The 16780-nt window shown below is 57.9% G+C and carries 18 protein-coding genes; 16 read left to right on the plus strand and 2 right to left on the minus strand.

Annotated elements, in window-relative coordinates; translation table 11 throughout:
• Positions 1-21: 21 nt before the first annotated feature.
• From gatC to glgA, 14 genes are all read left to right on the plus strand, one after another.
• Positions 22-315 carry an Asp-tRNA(Asn)/Glu-tRNA(Gln) amidotransferase subunit GatC gene (gene gatC, locus KJA79_RS11500; protein ID WP_213042194.1) on the plus strand — a complete coding sequence of 98 codons (294 nt, stop codon included), beginning with the start codon at positions 22-24 and terminating at the stop codon, positions 313-315.
• A 25-nt stretch (positions 316-340) separates the two neighbouring features.
• A complete protein-coding gene (gene panD, locus KJA79_RS11505; protein WP_213042195.1) occupies positions 341-706 on the plus strand; it encodes an aspartate 1-decarboxylase in 366 nt (121 codons plus the stop codon).
• An 8-nt stretch (positions 707-714) separates the two neighbouring features.
• Positions 715-2187, plus strand: coding sequence for an Asp-tRNA(Asn)/Glu-tRNA(Gln) amidotransferase subunit GatA (gene gatA, locus KJA79_RS11510; protein WP_246507602.1), 1473 nt, complete (start codon positions 715-717; stop codon positions 2185-2187).
• Positions 2188-2200: 13 nt separating this feature from the next.
• Positions 2201-2602, plus strand: coding sequence for a DUF948 domain-containing protein (locus tag KJA79_RS11515; RefSeq protein WP_213042197.1), 402 nt, complete (start codon positions 2201-2203; stop codon positions 2600-2602).
• Positions 2592-2915: a YtxH domain-containing protein gene (locus KJA79_RS11520; RefSeq protein ID WP_213042198.1), complete on the plus strand. Its 324-nt coding sequence runs from the start codon at positions 2592-2594 to the stop codon at positions 2913-2915. Before KJA79_RS11515 ends, KJA79_RS11520 begins: the two co-directional genes overlap by 11 nt.
• Positions 2916-2917: 2 nt before the next feature.
• A complete protein-coding gene (gene gatB / locus KJA79_RS11525) occupies positions 2918-4345 on the plus strand; it encodes an Asp-tRNA(Asn)/Glu-tRNA(Gln) amidotransferase subunit GatB (RefSeq protein WP_213042199.1) in 1428 nt (475 codons plus the stop codon).
• Between the two features lie 76 nt (positions 4346-4421).
• Positions 4422-5708 (plus strand): phosphopyruvate hydratase, encoded by a 1287-nt coding sequence (gene eno / locus KJA79_RS11530; protein ID WP_213042200.1) that lies wholly within the window; start codon positions 4422-4424, stop codon positions 5706-5708.
• A gap of 5 nt (positions 5709-5713) precedes the next feature.
• The gene (locus tag KJA79_RS11535) at positions 5714-6076 is read left to right on the plus strand and encodes an FtsB family cell division protein (protein ID WP_213042201.1); all 363 of its coding nucleotides are present in this window, start codon (positions 5714-5716) and stop codon (positions 6074-6076) included.
• Positions 6073-6957, plus strand: a complete 885-nt coding sequence (gene era, locus KJA79_RS11540) for a GTPase Era (protein ID WP_213042202.1) — start codon at positions 6073-6075, stop codon at positions 6955-6957. Before KJA79_RS11535 ends, era begins: the two co-directional genes overlap by 4 nt.
• Positions 6947-8401 carry a magnesium transporter gene (gene mgtE / locus KJA79_RS11545; RefSeq protein WP_246507605.1) on the plus strand — a complete coding sequence of 485 codons (1455 nt, stop codon included), beginning with the start codon at positions 6947-6949 and terminating at the stop codon, positions 8399-8401. The genes era and mgtE overlap by 11 nt, the downstream gene beginning before the upstream one ends.
• A gap of 54 nt (positions 8402-8455) precedes the next feature.
• Positions 8456-9214, plus strand: a complete 759-nt coding sequence (gene recO, locus KJA79_RS11550) for a DNA repair protein RecO (protein WP_213042203.1) — start codon at positions 8456-8458, stop codon at positions 9212-9214.
• A gap of 66 nt (positions 9215-9280) precedes the next feature.
• Entirely contained in the window at positions 9281-9637 is a 357-nt protein-coding gene (locus KJA79_RS11555; protein ID WP_213042204.1) for a gamma-butyrobetaine hydroxylase family protein, read from the plus strand.
• 46 nt (positions 9638-9683) lie between these two features.
• The gene (locus tag KJA79_RS11560) at positions 9684-10145 is read left to right on the plus strand and encodes a hypothetical protein (RefSeq protein ID WP_213042205.1); all 462 of its coding nucleotides are present in this window, start codon (positions 9684-9686) and stop codon (positions 10143-10145) included.
• 53 nt (positions 10146-10198) lie between these two features.
• Complete coding sequence (gene glgA, locus KJA79_RS11565) at positions 10199-11686, plus strand: glycogen synthase GlgA (protein WP_213042206.1); 1488 nt, start codon at positions 10199-10201, stop codon at positions 11684-11686.
• Positions 11687-11710: 24 nt separating this feature from the next.
• Here glgA and KJA79_RS11570 read toward each other — a convergent pair whose 3' ends face one another.
• Together KJA79_RS11570 and KJA79_RS11575 are read right to left on the minus strand one after the other, a co-directional pair.
• Positions 11711-12199, minus strand: coding sequence for a hypothetical protein (locus tag KJA79_RS11570; protein WP_213042207.1), 489 nt, complete (start codon positions 12197-12199; stop codon positions 11711-11713).
• Positions 12200-12488: 289 nt separating this feature from the next.
• On the minus strand, positions 12489-13577 hold the full coding sequence (locus KJA79_RS11575; RefSeq protein ID WP_213042208.1) for an IS630 family transposase: 1089 nt from the start codon (positions 13575-13577) through the stop codon (positions 12489-12491).
• A gap of 289 nt (positions 13578-13866) precedes the next feature.
• On the opposite strand from KJA79_RS11575, the gene aepX reads away from it, so the two are divergent.
• Both aepX and aepY read left to right on the plus strand, forming a co-directional pair.
• Positions 13867-15501, plus strand: a complete 1635-nt coding sequence (aepX, locus tag KJA79_RS11580) for a phosphoenolpyruvate mutase (protein ID WP_213042209.1) — start codon at positions 13867-13869, stop codon at positions 15499-15501.
• A gap of 111 nt (positions 15502-15612) precedes the next feature.
• On the plus strand, positions 15613-16740 hold the full coding sequence (gene aepY / locus KJA79_RS11585; RefSeq protein WP_213042210.1) for a phosphonopyruvate decarboxylase: 1128 nt from the start codon (positions 15613-15615) through the stop codon (positions 16738-16740).
• Positions 16741-16780: the final 40 nt, after the last annotated feature.

Consider the following 16780-nt stretch of genomic DNA (forward strand, 5'->3'; position numbering starts at 1 on the left):
ATAAGAATTAAGGAGTGTAGAGTGGAGATCACGAAGCAAGAAGTCGAAAAAGTGGCCAAGTTGGCGCGGCTGGCGTTGAGTGAGGCGGAAACCACGGCCTTCTCGCAACAGTTGAATCAGATTGTGGCCTACGTCCAGAAGCTCAAGACGTTTTCTACGGACGGCGTGGAGCCGACGTCGACGGTGCTGGGACAGACCAATGTGTTTCGTCCGGACGCCGTCGAGGCGTCGTTGTCGCCTGAGCAGGCGGTGGGAAACGCTCCCGATGCGGAGGCGAGCTGTTTCCGGGTTCCGAAAATCATCCAAGAATCCTAAGCGAGCGAAGGAGTACGAGCCGACTATGTTTCGACAAATGTTGCGGGCAAAGATACATCGGGCGACGGTGACCGAGGCCTGTCTGGAATATGAGGGGAGCCTCACGGTGGATGAAGATCTGCTGGATGCGGCGGGCATTTTGCCGTACGAAGCGATCGTCTGCTCCAATCTCAACAACGGCGAGCGGTTCATGACCTACGCCATGAAGGGGAAGCGGGGGAAGGGTGAGATTGTGTTGAACGGACCGACTGCCCGCAAGGCGGCGGTGGGCGATCAGATCATTATCTTCTGCTACGAGTATTACAGCGACGAGGAGATCAAACGGCATAAACCCAGGATCATCCAGGTCGACGGCAAGAACCGGATCACGCGTAAGGTTGTGAAACGCTGATGTCATTGATGTCGATACATAAGTTGACGCTGGCGGAGTTGCAGCGGCGGTTTACCGCCGGTGATGTGACGGCCACGGAAATTGTACGCGCCTACTTTTTGCGGGTGGCGCATGTCGAGCCCAAGGTGAACGCGTATCTGACGCAATGCAAGGATGCGGCGGTCGCGCAGGCGGAACGTCTTGATCAGGCGTTGAAGGGGTGGCGCAAAACCACGCCGATGATGGGCATGCCGCTCGCGGTGAAGGACAATATCTGCACGGAAGGGGTACGCACGACTTGCGCGTCGCGGATGTTGGAGACCTTTGTGCCGCCCTACGACGCGACGGTGGTCGCTAAATTGCGCGCACAGAACTATCTGTTGCTCGGGAAAACGAATCTGGACGAATTCGCAATGGGCTCGTCCACCGAAAATTCGGCGTTCGGGGCCAGCCGGAATCCCTGGAATGTTCAGACCGTTCCGGGTGGATCGAGCGGCGGCTCGGCAGCCGCAGTGGCGGCGGATGAATGTGTGGCGGCGTTGGGTTCAGATACCGGAGGGTCGATTCGTCAACCGGCGGCGTTTTGTGGCGTCGTCGGACTGAAACCGACCTATGGCCGGGTGTCCCGCTACGGACTGGTGGCGTTTGCCTCTTCCCTGGATCAGATCGGGCCCATCACGAAAGATGTGACGGATGCGGCGATCCTCTTGGGCGCGATTGCCGGCCATGATCCTCGAGATTCGACCTCGGCCAACGTGCCGGTTCCGGATTATCTCAAGGCCTTGCGGCGAAAAGATTTGAAGCGCCTCAAGGTGGGCGTGCCAGCAGAATACTTTGCCGACGGCCTCGAGCCTGAAGTGGACCAGGCTGTTCGCACGGCCATCGAAGGGCTGCGGGAACTTGGCGCGGACATCCGCGAGATCAAGTTGCCGACGACGGATGCGGCGGTTGCGACCTACTATGTCATTGCGACCGCAGAAGCCAGTTCGAATCTGGCCCGTTACGACGGGGTGAGGTTCGGGCGGAGAGCCGAAGAGAGCAAAGATTTGTTGGATATGTATTTGCGGACCAGGGCGGAGGGATTCGGGGCGGAGGTGAAACGCCGGATCATGCTCGGGACCTATGTGTTGAGCGCTGGCTACTACGATGCCTATTACGGAAAAGCGCAGGCGGTGCGGACGCTGATTCGGCGGGAGTTCGAGTCGGCATTTGAAAACGTCGATCTGATCGTGACGCCGGTGACTCCGACCACGGCCTTCAAGTTCGGCGAAAAGTCTCAAGATCCGTTGCAGATGTATCTGTCTGATATCTACACGATCTCGGCGAATCTGGCCGGTCTGCCCGCTATTTCGTTGCCCTGCGGATTCAGTAAGGCCGGGCTGCCGATCGGGTTGCAGCTCATCGGACGGCCGTTTGAAGAGGAAACCCTGTTGCGCGGGGCCCATGCCTACGAGCAGGCTACCAACTGGCGGGCCAAAAAGCCTGTGGTTCGGTCGGCCTGATAAGGGAGTCCCTATGATTGTCGAAGTTGCCGCTATTCTCGTGGCGATTGCCTTTGCGGTGCTGGTCGGGTATCTGGTGCCGCTCTTGATTCAAGTGCGCAAGACGGTTGCGGAAGCCGAGACGCTCGTCACCAAGCTCAATGCGGACCTGCCGACGCTGGTGACGGAGCTCCGGGCGATGAGTCAAAACTTGAACGACCTGACGGAGCAGGCCCGCGGCGGGGTCGAACATGCCGCTGTGTTGCTGCACGCGGTGGGAGAGGTCGGCGAGTCGGTCAATCACATGCATAGTTTGGTGCGAGGCTCCGGCGGGACATTGTTGGCGAATGTGGCCAGCGTGGTGGCCGGGCTTCGTGCGGCGAAACAGGTCGTCACGGAACGTTTCAAAGAGGGAGGACATCACAATGGCGGATAATCATCATGGTCCATCATCGGCGGCAGTGTTGTTGGGATTCTTGAGTGGCGCCGCGCTGGGCGCGGTGGCGGCCATCCTGTTGACGCCGCGTACCGGGCAGGAGTCGCGGGATCTGTTGCGTGGCTACGCGCGGCGGGCGGAGGACGGGCTTCGGGATCTGGTCGAGGATGCCGGTGAGCGGTTTGAAGGCGCGGTGGAAGAAGGCCGTGACTTTATTGAATCGAAAAAAACCGTGTTGCGCGAGGCCTTCGATGCGGGGCGTGACGCCATGCGGCGGGAGCGGGAGCAGTTCACCAAGGGAGAGCAGGGTTGAGCGTGGCCTACGAAGTCGTCATCGGTGTGGAAGTGCATGCGCAGTTGCGCACGCAGTCGAAGTTGTTCTGTCCTTGCGGAACCACGTTCGGTCGAACGGCCAATTCACAGACCTGCCCCGTCTGCCTGGGATTACCCGGAAGCCTGCCGGTGATCAATGACAAGGCTGTGGAGATGGCGGTGCGCGCCGGACTGGCGATGAACGGGACGATCGGCATGCGGAACCGATTTGCGCGCAAAAACTACTTTTACCCGGATTTGCCGAAGGGCTATCAGATTTCCCAATATGAGGCGCCGATCTGCGAGCACGGGTGGCTTGAGATCGTTGCGGGCGGGGCTCGTAAGCGTGTGCGTATCCGGCGGGCCCACTTGGAAGAAGATGCCGGAAAGAATCTGCATGAGGCCGACAGCGGCATGAGCCTTGTGGACCTGAACCGGGCCGGAACGCCACTGCTGGAGATCGTCACCGAGCCGGATTTGAGTTCGTCCGAAGAGGTGGTGGCATACCTGAAGGCCTTGCGCGAGCTCCTGATGTATCTCGATGTCTGCGATGGCAACATGGAGGAGGGCAGTTTCCGGTGCGAGCCGAATCTCTCGCTCCGTCCTGTCGGACAGACGGCCTATGGCACCAAAGTGGAGTTGAAGAACATCAACTCGTTCAAGTTCGTGAAGGATGCGGTTGATTACGAAATCAAACGGCAAACCAAGGTGCTGACTGAGGGGGGGAAGATCTACCAGGAAACCAGGCTCTGGAATCACGAACGTGGTGAAACGGCGGTGATGCGCAGCAAGGAGGAGGCGCATGACTACCGATATTTTCCTGACCCTGACCTGGTGCCGCTGGAGATCTCGTCTGAACGGATCGAGCAGTTGCGCAAGGAGTTGCCGGAATTGGCCGCGGCGAAGCAGGAGCGGTTTACTCGCGAGTACGGCATTCCCGAATATGACGCCGGTATCCTGACTTCCAGCAAAGCCTTGTCGGTGTACTTCGATGCCTGCGTCGCGCTGTACCCCCATCCTAAGACGGTCAGCAATTGGGTGATGGGCGAGTTGTTGCGTGAGTTGAATCAGGCCGGCATTGAGGCGGACGCTTCGCCTGTCACGCCCGAACGACTGGTTGACCTGCTGACGTTGGTTGATCAGGGTGTCGTGAGCCTGAAGGTGGCCAGAGATATATTCCCGGATGTGTATGCCTCCGGCAAGGCGCCGGCGCAGATTGTTCAGGACAAGGGTCTCACGCAGGTGTCTGACGAGGGGGCCTTGTCGACGATTATTGAGGAAGTCTTGAAGAAAAACCCTGCTCAGGTGGCTCAGTTTAAAGAAGGCAAACAGCAGGTGCTGGGGTTTCTCGTCGGACAGGTTATGAAGGCGTCCGGTGGCAAGGCCAATCCGGGCAAGGTGAATGAGCTGTTGAAAAAGATGCTGGGGTGAGCGCGGTGCCGATGTGACGGGCGATCAGATGACAGCAGTGATGATGTAGTGGGCGTATTTGGAGGAGAATACGAGCATGAGCGGAATCAGAAACGTGAAGGCGCGGCAGATCATCGATTCACGAGGCAATCCCACGGTAGAGGTCGAGGTGCTTTTGGAGAGTGGTGCGCATGGGCGGGCGGCAGTGCCCTCGGGTGCCTCAACCGGCGAAAAAGAAGCGATCGAGTTGCGCGACGGAGACAAGAAGCGTTGGATGGGAAAGGGTGTCTCCAAAGCGGTGGTGAATGTCAGCAAGACCATTGCGCCGCGCTTGTTGGGTATGGAGGCGTTGGATCAGGCTGCGGTCGATCACGAAATGATTGCGCTCGACGGCACGAAGACCAAAGGCAAGCTGGGCGCGAATGCCATTCTCGGGGTGTCGTTGGCGGTGGCTAAGGCTGCGGCAAATGAGACCGGCCAGCCGTTGTACCGGTACCTGGGCGGAACGAATGCGCGGGTGTTGCCGGTGCCGCTTATGAACATCATCAACGGCGGGGCGCATGCCGACAATCGGCTGGATCTGCAGGAGTTTATGATCATGCCGGTGGGGGCTCCCCGCTTCAGTGACGCCTTGCGCATGGCGACCGAGGTGTTCCATACGCTGAAGTCCCTTCTGAAGAAGAAGGGATTGAATACGGCGGTGGGTGATGAGGGTGGATTTGCGCCGGACCTGCAATCGAACGAAGAAGCCTTGGCCTTGATCATGGAAGCGATTGAAGCCGCAGGTTATCGCCCCGGCCAGGACATTGCCCTGGCCTTGGATTGTGCCGCCAGCGAGCTCTACGAGAAGGGCCGGTATCGGCTGGAGGCAGAAAAGAATCCGGAGCGCTCTTCGGAGGAAATGGTGTCGTACTACGGGAAACTGCTGGACCGGTACCCGATTCTGTCGATCGAGGACGGCTTGAGCGAATTAGATTGGAAGGGTTGGAAGATTCTGACGGAAAAACTTGGCACACGCGTGCAGTTGGTCGGGGACGACATTTTTGTGACCAACGTGGATATTTTTGCCAAGGGAATTGCCGAGGGGATTGGGAATTCCATTTTGATTAAACTGAATCAGATCGGGACGCTGACGGAGACGTTGGATGCCATCGAACTCGCGAAGCGCTCCGGCTACACGGCGATCATTTCGCATCGCTCAGGCGAAACGGAAGATACGACGATTGCGGATGTGGCCGTCGCGACGAACAGTGGCTTGATTAAAACGGGATCGTTGTCCAGGACGGACCGTGTGGCAAAATACAATCAGCTGCTTCGCATCGAGGATGAGCTGGGTGCCGCGGCCGTCTATCGGGGTCGTGCGGCTGTTCCATCGAGGGCATAACCAACGTGATCATTAAGCCGAACCGTGGGCGTGACTGGCTGGATTGGCAGCGGAAGGTGTGCTCTGCCGGGAAGTGGGTGGGGCTCGGAGCGCTGGTCTTCATGATGGGCGCGCTGCTGTTCGGTGAGATGGGTATTCCGCGGTACATGCATTTGCGCGAGCATGCGGAGCAACTGGATCAGGAGCTGGCTGATTTGCAGCGATTGAATGGCGAGCTGCGGGCCGATCTCGACCGTGTGCAGTACGATTCGACACGGATCGAGGAGTTGGCTCGAGAGCGATTGGGGTATGTGCGGAGGGGAGAGACCGTGTATCAAATGGCACCGAACGGAGAAAAGGAACGGCCTTCGACCGTCAGAACACCATGAAGTTCGGCAGTGTGGCGATCATTGGGCGGTCAAACGTGGGGAAATCCACGCTCTTGAATCGCCTCTTGAAAGAAAAGATTGCGATCGTGTCCGACAAGCCGCAAACGACCAGGACGCGAATCCTGGGAGTGGCCCATGTGGACGGTGCGCAGATCGTCTTTCTCGACACACCCGGATTCCACGAGCCGCGCCATTTGTTGAACCGCCGCATGGTGCGTACGACGCTGGATACCTTTGACGATGCCGATGTGTTGTACGTCGTCGTCGAAGCCACGGCCCAGCCGGGGCCAGGTGATTTGGCCGTGATCGAGCACGTGAAACAGGCGGTCGCCAAACAGGCGCGTCCGGTGGTGTTGGTGATCAATAAGGTCGATCTGGTGAACAAGGCGCGATTGCTTCCCTTGATGGAGCAGTACCTGCGGATCTTCCCCTGGACGGAGATTGTGCCGGTGTCGGCCCAGACCGCCGATAATACGGATCGGTTGTTGACGGTCACCGTGTCACTGCTGGAGGAGGGAGAGGGGACGTACGGTGAAGACGTGATTACGGATCAGTCGATGCGGACGTTGGCGGCCGAGCTGGTGCGAGAGAAGATCCTGCAGCAGACGTATGAGGAGATTCCCCATTCGGTGGCGGTTGAAATCGAAAAGTTTGTGGAGACGAAGAAGCTGATCAAGATCGGTGCCGTCGTGCTGGTTGAAAAAGAGTCGCAGAAGGGCATTCTGATCGGCAAGCACGGAGAGCGGCTTAAGCAGGTGGGGACGGCGGCACGGGAAGATATGGAACGGCTGTTCGGGATGAAGGTATTTTTAAAGGTGTGGGTGAAGGTGCGCGAATCGTGGCGAGAGGACGAGCAAACCCTCGCGGAGCTTGGCTATTAACGATCTCACTATCCAACCGTCGGAACCGGCGCGACTTCCCGACAAGGAGCCGCTCGGGAAAGATGTGTCTCGGGAAGCCGTCGTCAGCGGTCAATCGAAGTCCGACGCGCGTCTGGTGTCCATTCAACGGCTCCTGCGCCGCGGTGCCATCACGAATTTGGCGAAGATGTTGGCGCGGATGCATCCGGCGGACATTGCGAATGTCATCGACCACCTCTCGTCGTTAAAAGAAAAACGTGAAATCTTCGAATTGGTGCGCGGAGACGTCAAACGCGGCCAGGTGCTCAGCGAGTTGGACGGCGAGAGCATCACGCTGGTGTTGTCCGATTTGCTGCCTTCCGATGCCGCCTGGCTGCTCAAGGATCTCGGTTCCGACGATATCGCCCACATTTTGAGTGTGATTCCCAACGATCGCGCGAAGGACATCTTGGCGCTGATGCGGACGGAGGACTCCACCGAAATTGCCGACCTCTTGAAGTATCCGAAGGGGACGGCCGGCGGCATCATGACCACGGAGTTTTTCGCCCTCTCGGAAGATGCCACCGCGCAGGAAGCCATTCGCCGCCTGCAGCAGGCGACCGATGCGGAGATGGTGTTTTACATCTACGTGACGGACAAGGACGACCGGCTGGTCGGAGTGCTGTCGCTGCGTCAGTTATTGACCGTTCCGCCCGCGACCCCGCTCAAGAACATTATGACCCGTGACCTGATCAGTGTGGCCGTGGACATGGATCAGGAGGAGGTCTCGCGCCAGGTGGCGAGTTATAACCTGCTGGCCATTCCGGTCGTGGAGCGGGACGGGAAATTGGTCGGGATCATCACGGTGGACGACGTGGTCGACGTCATCCGGGAGGAAGCCACCGAGGACATGTTGAAGATGGCCGGGGCCATTGAGGAGGACTCGATGTTCAAGTCTTCCAGCATGGTCGCGGCCCGGGTTCGTCTCCCCTGGTTGTTTACCAATCTCGTCGGAAGTTTGTTGTCCGGCATGCTGCTCTGGTTGTTCCGCTACACGATTCAGGAAGTCGTGGCCATTGTCAGCTTTATCCCGGTCATTGCGGCCATGGGCGGCAACGTCGGTCTCCAGTCATCCACGCTCATCATCCGCGGTCTGGCGACCGGCATGGTCGAACTGACTGATGTCTGGAAGATTTTCTTTCGTGAAGCGAAGATCGCCTTCCTGATGGGCATCGCCTGCAGTCTGATGCTGACGATTGTCGGGTGGTTATGGCACCAGGTGTTTCTTGGGATGGTGGTGGGCGTGTCTCTCATTACGGCATTCCTCGTCTCGACGAGCATGGCTACGGTGATGCCGATCGTGTTGAAACGAATGGGCGTCGATCCCGCCGTTGCGGCCGGACCGTTTGTGACGACGGCCAACGATATCACCGGTATTGCCATTTATCTCACGCTGGCGACGATCTTCCTCGAGCAGATTCGATAACGATGCGATGTCGAACTTCTCGGTTCCGGCTACTCCTCGACGCAGGGTGGTGACATGCCGCTGGTAAAGACGGCCGCGATCGTGCTGCATAGCCGGAAGTGGGGCGATGCCGATCGGATCGTCACGTTCTACACCATGCGATTTGGCAAACTTCGAGGGGTTGCGCGGGGTGCGCGCCGGCTGAAAAGCCGGTTGGGTGGTATGATTGAGCCGTTTACGCTCTGTCAGCTCGATTTGTTCGAAAAGCCCGGCGACTCGCTCTACCGGATTTCGCAGGTGACCATCGATGAGCCGTTCTCAAGGTTTCGTGACGATCTCACGTTGATGACCGCGGCCGGCCGCATGGTCAACCTGGTCAATGCCGTGATGGCGGAAGGCGATACGGAGCCTCGTGTCTTCGACATGTTGGCGTCCGGGTTGCGCATGCTGTTGGATAGTCGCGATGCGGCGTGGACGACGTTGTTGTTTCAGATCCGTTTGCTGGGCATGACCGGATTTCGACCGCAGACTGAGCAATGTGCCACCTGCGGGCAGGTCCGTCAGGGGCCGCTCCCGCAATTCTCCCCATTGGCTGGAGGGATGGTGTGCGAACGGTGTGCGAGTCGTCAGCCGTTTCGATGTACGGTCTTGTCCCGCGGGAGTGTCGCGTTTCTTCATCAGGCGTTACAGATTCAGCCTGCCTTGCTGAGCCGGTTGCACGCGGCCGGTCAGGTGCGGGCCGAGGTGGAGTCGGTGATCGAGAGTTATGTCACCGTGGTGGCGGGGCGGCGATTGCCGCCGGTCGATTTCCTCACCGGCGGAGGTTCCGCCTGAGCGAATCACACAACGATGGACACAAGGGGGTTCGTCAGGTCTCGGCATGAGGGGGCAGTGATCGGTATGAGTGCATTGGTTCTCGAACCCACGGACATGGAGTGGGTGGACAAGGGCGTGTTGAGTATCACGTGGAGTGACGGCCACAAAGCCCGTTATCCGGTCCGGTATCTTCGGCAGCATTGCCCTTGCGCCGCCTGTACCGACGAATGGACCGGAGAACTGCGACTAAAGCCGGATGATGTGCCGATGCTCATCATGCTGCAGGATATTCAGCCTGTCGGACGGTACGCGTTTCAGATTACGTGGAGTGATGGGCACGACACGGGGATCTATTCCTATGCATTTCTTCGCCGGTTATGCCAGTGCGATCTCTGTCAGCCCGTGAAGCCGGTGGAGCCGCGTTCCAGGCGATTGCTGTAATCGCCTCGGCAATGGTCGTCAGCAAGCGACAGGGGAGGCGCAGCAGATGAGCATCCGTCGACTGATCGGTGTGGGTGTGTGGATGTGGCTTGGCCTGGTCTCTGTGGCCTGTTCGAGCATGCCGCCTCTCGATCATCAAAAGCAGCTAGTCCGATCGGGCGACTTTCGGATTCAGCAACTGACGCCAAGGGCCTTTGTGGAAACCTGGGGCGAGCCCACGTACACGCACCAGCAGTTCACGCACTTTTTCGGGATGCAGGACGGACGATTGATTCCTCAGGCACGTCTCGCGCTTGGCGAGTCCCCGCAGGGGTGGGAAACGGGATTGGCTGCCGGCGATGCGTTGTTCCTCGCCTACGCCGATCGCGGCTACTACCTGGTGTTTCTCGAGGGTGTGCTCGTCTACTATGAGGCCATGACAGCCGAGAAGGTGCATGCAGTCGGGAAGACCTGGAAGTACGAGTCGCAGTTCAAGACGCGACTGGAATCGTCGCCCGGCCTGAAATAGGTCCGCCACTGCTTATGGAATCCACGTTTCCTCAACGTCCTCTCAAAATCTGCATGGTTGCGTCGGAAGTCGTCCCCCTGGCCAAAACCGGTGGCCTGGCGGATGTCGTCGGTGCGCTCGCCGTTGCGTGTGCCTCGCTCGGGCACGATGTCGCCGTGGTATTGCCCGCCTATCGCCAGGTAGATGCGCTCGGTTATGAGATGGCTGATCTCTGTACCCTGTCGATTGCCATCGGGGACGGGATGCTTGACCCTCGCATTCAAGAGGTGTTCATTCCTGCGCTGCGGGTTTCGGGTCCCGGGCGCTTGCGTATCTTCTTAGTTCGGCATGATCCGTTTTTCTCGAGGCCTGGTCTGTATCAGGAGGCCGGCCGTGATTATCCGGACAACCTCGAGCGGTTTGTGCTGTTTTGCCGAAGTGTGATGGAACTGCTGCTGCATCTCCATCGCACGGAACAGTGGCAAACGGATGTGTTGCATCTTCACGACTGGCAGGCGGCACTCTGTGCCGTCTATCTGCGGAACCTGTATCACGAGCAGCCCTCGCTCAGTCGGACTCGAAGCGTATTGACGATTCACAATCTGGGCTATCAAGGATTGTTTCCTGCAGAACAGTTTCCTGTGACGGGACTACTCGGCAGTCTGTTTACGCCTGCTGCGCTTGAGTTTTACGGGCGGGTGAATGTGTTGAAGGGGGGGCTGGTGTTTGCCGATCGTCTGACCACGGTGAGTCCGACCTACAGTCAGGAGATTCAGACCGCTGAATACGGGTGTGGCCTGGAAGGGGTGATCACCGAGCGAAAATCGGTATTGTCCGGGATCGTCAATGGCATTGATGCGGATCTGTGGGACCCGATGACCGACCACTATCTGCCGGCGCCGTACACTTCCTCCGACCTGACCGGAAAGCTTCGTTGTAAGCAGGCGCTTCAGCGCGAACTCGGGCTTCGCGTGCTCAAGGGTCCGCTTTTGGCCGTGATCGCGAGACTGACCAGTCAGAAAGGCATTGATCTGGTTATCGATATTGTGCCGGAACTGATGGCGCTCAACGTTCAGATCGTGATTCTCGGGACGGGTGATCCACTCTATGAACGACAGGTGCGTGAACTGGGGGAGCGGTATCCTGGTCGAGTGACCGTGCGCAATGTGTTTGATGAAGGATTAGCTCATCGCATTGAAGGCGGCGCCGACATGTTTCTCATGCCGTCTCGTTATGAGCCATGCGGCCTGAGTCAGCTCTACAGTCTACGTTATGGAACCGTGCCCATCGTGAGAAAGACCGGTGGCTTGGCCGATACGGTGGTGGGCTACACGCCGACCAGCTTACAAGAGTCGCGAGCGACTGGGTTCACGTTTACAGATACCAACTCGACGTCCCTATTGACGGCTGTTCTGCTGGCGCTCTCTGTCTACCGGAAAAAGGCAGACTGGCAGCGTCTCATCAAAGCGGGGATGGAGCAGGATCTGTCATGGACCCGCTCTGCGTCGATCTATATCCAGCTGTTTCAGGAACTGGTTTCGGGCGAGAGGACGGGCACGTAGGATGAAAATTCGGCAGACAACGGCCTAATGAAGTGCCGCCTGCAGGGTAAGTGCGAGATGCGAGAGCCGCTCCCTTGCTTGTGCTGTGTAGTAGGAGTAGTCGGGGCCCGCATGGCTGTTCAACACCTCGCGAAATTGGTCCATTGCCAGATCTGATTCTCCAGCGGACAGTGCCAAGTCTCCCGCATGCAGGCTGCATGACGCCGCCATAGCCTGAATATCAACCGCCAGGCGCGAAGCAGGTTGGCTGACCATAGACTTCAATTTCGTCGGCAGCAAATTGTCGAGCGGTGAATGGGGAAGTTGAGCCATGCTCACGTCGTGCAACTTGCTCGCATCCAGAAGTGCGGTCTGAGTTTCGTCGGTCGAGAGGCAATGTGTATAGGTGCTCCAGACGTCCATGAACCGAACGTTGTCGTAGCGAACGGGGGTTGTCATCGGGCTGGACTGGCACCCGACGGTCGTGAGCGCGAGGACCAGGATCCCGACTAGACTGGTAATCCCCTTCCGCATCTGATTGAGTCCTTTCCGGAGTGTGGAATCGAGAGCCCCTGTTCTTCCTACAAGTTGAGCAAATGTCGGACCAGGAGTGCAGTTTTATAAGGCATTGAAAGATTGAGTGATACCTGCGAGTTTTGTGCGGGGCCTGTCTCAATAATATTCCACTGTGTGGAATAGAACACGAAAGCTGAGCGGCGACTTCATCCCAATGGCACCGAGCGAGACGCTCCTGGTGGAAACACGCCGAAGACTGGGGAAGTGACCTGGACCAGGAAAGTGCTGAAATGGGGAGCCTTGCCATCTAGTGTCCTGTCTCTGAAGTTCGCTGACAAAATCGGGCCATGCTGGCCAGGATGTCGTCGGCGGTCTTGGTCCATGTGAAGGGTTTGGGGTGTGTATTGGTGACTGTGATGTAGTGCCGGATGGCAGCCTTGAGGGCTCGGACACTAGGGTGCACGCCCCGGCGCAGTTGGCGTTCGGTGAGCAGCGCAAACCAGCGCTCGACCAGATTGATCCAGGAGGCGCTGGTAGGCGTGAAGTGCAGATGGAAGCGCGGCCGCTTCAGCAACCATCGGCGGATCAAGGCCGTTTTATGCGTCCCATAGTTGTCGAGGATCAGATGCACGTCCAACTGCGCGGGGACATTCGCTTCAATCGTGTCGAGGAACTGTCGGAACTCCTGCGCCCGATGCCGTTGATGGAGTTGCCCAATGACGCGGCCGGTTTTGACTTCCAAGGCGGCGAAGAGCGAGGTCGTGCCATGGCGGTGGTAATCATGCGTCCGACGCTCGACCTGTCCCGGGCGCATCGGCAGCAGGGGGCGCGTACGGTCCAGGGCTTGAATCTGGGCGTTCTCATCCACGCACAAGACCAGCGCTTTGTCTGGGGGCTGCAGATAGAGTCCCACAATATCGCGCACCTTCTCGACAAACAGGGGATCGGCCGACAGTTTGAACGTCTCCGTACGATGCGGCTGCAGGCCGAAGGCCCGCCAGATGCGCTGCACCGTACTGCGGCTCACCCCGCTCGTTTGCGCCATGGCGCGGGTACTCCAGTGCGTCGCGTGGGTGGGCCTCATCTCCAGGGTCTGGGTGACAATCCGTTCCACGGCCGCATCCGTCACCGTGCGTGGTGCGCCGGGGCGGGGCTCATCCAGCAGCCCATCGAGGCGGTGGGTCATAAAGCGCTGCCGCCATTTGCAGACCGTTTGCGGCGCCACACGGACGGCACGGGCGACGGCGAGATTCGTCTGCCCATCGGCACAGGTCAGAATAATCCGGGCCCGTTGCGCCAATGCCTGAGCGGTTTTCTGGCGGCGCGTCCACTGCTGCAAGGTCTCTCGTTCGGTCGTCGTCAAGGTCAGCGGAGCTGTCGGTCGTCCAGTTCGCATGGCGTCCTCCCTTCGATACCTGAGGACACCAGCGATGCACAACTTATTCCACGAACTTCAGAGACAGGACACTAGCAGGTCGAGGGCGGCTTGGTGTAATACTCCCTAGAGAATCTTTGGCGGTGACTGTATGGTGCGCGTGTGGGGCAGCAAGGAGCCTCGCCTCCTTCGTGAGTGGTTCCAAAAGCTGAAGGGTCAGAACGATACACTACACTCGCCATCTCGGCACAGGCACCTGTTCCGTCGGGTCAAGAGTCCAGACATCCATTGAGGAAAGGTTCCTCCGCACATGAATTTGAGACAACCGCTGACCAAAACTCGTCAATTTCGCACGCTGCTTCAGTCTGAGCAGCTGGAGTTCATTTGTGAAGCGCACAATGGCCTGAGCGCAAAAATTGTAGAGGAGGCAGGCTTTGCTGGGATCTGGGCCAGCGGGCTATCTATCTCGGCCCAGTTTGGGGTGCGCGACAATAATGAGGCCAGTTGGACGCAGGTGCTGGAAGATCTGGAGTTCATGTCCGATGCTACGAAGGTGCCGATCCTGCTTGATGGAGATACGGGATATGGGAATTTCAACAACATGCAGCGTCTGATCCGGAAACTGGAGCAGCGCAACATTGCCGCAGTGTGCATTGAGGACAAACTGTTTCCTAAGACAAACAGTTTCCTGAAGGGTGACGCGCAGCCGATGGCGGACATGCAGGAATTTTGCGGCAAGATCAAAGCCGGCAAGGATGCGCAGACTGATCCGGACTTTTGCATCATTGCGCGGGTCGAGGCGTTCATTTGCGGGTGGGGATTGACTGAGGCGTTGCGTCGGGCGGAGGCATATCACCAGGCCGGGGCCGACGGCATTCTCATTCATAGCGCGCTTTCGGTCCCTGATGAGATTCTTGCCTTCAAGCGGGAGTGGGGTAGTCGCTCCCCCGTCGTCATCGTTCCCACGAAGTATTATTCGACCCCCACGGACGTCTTTCGCCAACATGGTTTTTCGATGGTGATCTGGGCCAATCACATGTTGCGAGCGGCGGTGGCGACGATGCAAAAGACCGCCCGAGCGCTCAAGGAGAGCGAGAATCTCCTGTCCATCGAGGACAAGGTGGCACCGGTGTCAGAAATCTTTCGGCTGCAAAATGCCGCGGAACTACTGGAGGCAGAGGAACGCTATCTTCCGCGCGGCGCTGAGGGCACATTGGCGGTGGTGCTTGCGGCGTCACGGGGAGAAGAGTTGGGGGAATTGACCGCGGATCAGCCCAAAACTATGGTGAAGGTTCAGGGGGGGCCGATTCTGTCCCACATCGTCGATGCCTACAACGCGGTTGGGATCAAAGATATTCTCGTGGTGCGAGGATACAAGAAGGAGGCGGTGCGTCTTCCCAATTTGACGTATGTCGATAATGCGGAGTTCGCGGAGAACGGTGAGCTGGCCTCCTTGTCACTGGCGTTGCAATCGAGGAAGGAACATTTCCAGTCGACGATCATTTCCTACGGTGACGTGTTGTTCAATAAGTATATCCCGCAGGCGTTGTGCCAGGAATCGGATGATTGTGTGATCTTCGTCGACAGTAACTGGCAGGATCAAACCAGTTATGCCCGTTTGGGTGGGTTTGCCGAGTGCACCTTGCCGAATTCACGGAGGGCATTCAATGCAAAGGTCCATCTTAAACAACTGGGGAGTGCGATTCCCCCTGGTTCGATCCACGGCGTCTGGATGGGATTCCTCAAGCTGTCTCCCAACGCAGCTGCGATGGTCGATCAACTTCTCCTGGAGATACTCGCCCGCCCGGGTAATCGTAAGGCTAGCATTCCACAGTTGCTTCAGGAGTTACTCAAACGGGACTATCCGATTCGGGTGTTGTACACCGTCGGACATTGGCTGGATATCAATAGTCTTGATGATGTGATTCAAGCCGGCAACTTTTGATGCGTGCCGACCCTGATCAGTCTTTGGTTGAGTTGGAAAGAGGCAGGTCACTGATGTGCTGGTACTGACCATCAGCTCGTTGTGCAGTCATTCCTTTGGAGAACATAGGGCATGATCGATCCACAGAAATTTGTCGAGTGCTTACAGGACAACGATGTCGATTTTTTTACGGGGGTGCCGGATTCACTGTTGAAGGAACTGTGTGCCTGTCTAGAATCTGTGCCGCCAGCAGGACAGCATGTCATCACCGCCAATGAAGGGGGCGCGGTTGCTCTCGCACTCGGCTACCACCTCGCAACGCGGAAGATTCCTCTGGTGTACCTGCAGAACTCTGGGTTGGGGAATATCATTAATCCGTTGTTGTCGTTGGCTGACGCCGAAGTCTATTCCGTTCCTATGTTGCTCGTCATCGGCTGGCGGGGAGAACCGGGCATTCACGATGAGCCTCAACATAAAAAGCAGGGGCGTGTCATGCTCGCCATGCTTGAGGCGATGGAAATTCCCTATGCCATCCTGGGGCCGGAATTGGAGGACTCTGCGGCCACACTTGAGTGCGCCATGGCCACCGTTCGGAAGGCCAGCGCGCCGTTCGCGTTAGTGATTAAGAAGGGAACATTCCAACCCTTTACGGGGCTAGGCGGTGAGAAGGCGACGTTTGAACTCACTCGGGAGGAGGCCATTCAGCACGTGCTAGAAGCGTTAGGCGATCGCGACATTGTCGTCGCCACGACCGGTATGGCTTCTCGGGAAGTGTACGAATACCGAGCTCGCAAAAACCAAGGACATCACCGGGATTTTTTGACTGTGGGAGGAATGGGGCATGCTTCCCACATCGCTCTTGGGTTGGCGCTCAAAAAGCCTGATCGATCCGTTTATTGTTTAGATGGGGACGGTGCGCTCCTGATGCACATGGGTGGGCTTGCCATTACCGGAGTGTTGAAACCTCGCAATCTGAAGCACATTGTCTTAAACAATGGAGCTCATGATTCAGTTGGTGGGCAGCCGACGGTGGGGCTGACTGTCGACATTCCTGGGATTGCACAAGCTGCCTTCTATGGGCAGGTGTCGCGAGCTGAAACGCGCGATCAACTACAGTCCTGTGTAGTCGGGTTGAAACATGCGCCAGGACCTAGTTTACTGGAGATTCGTGTGCGCCGTGGCGCCAGGAAAGATTTGGGCCGACCAGCAGGGACTCCAGTTCAGAACAAGAATTCATTCATGAATTTTGTGGCGGGCTAGGGCTTGTTCCAGCGGGCACATGGAGTCTCCCGTAGAAGTG

This window comes from Nitrospira defluvii (assembly GCF_905220995.1).
Taxonomy (GTDB): Bacteria; Nitrospirota; Nitrospiria; order Nitrospirales; family Nitrospiraceae; genus Nitrospira_A; species Nitrospira_A defluvii_C.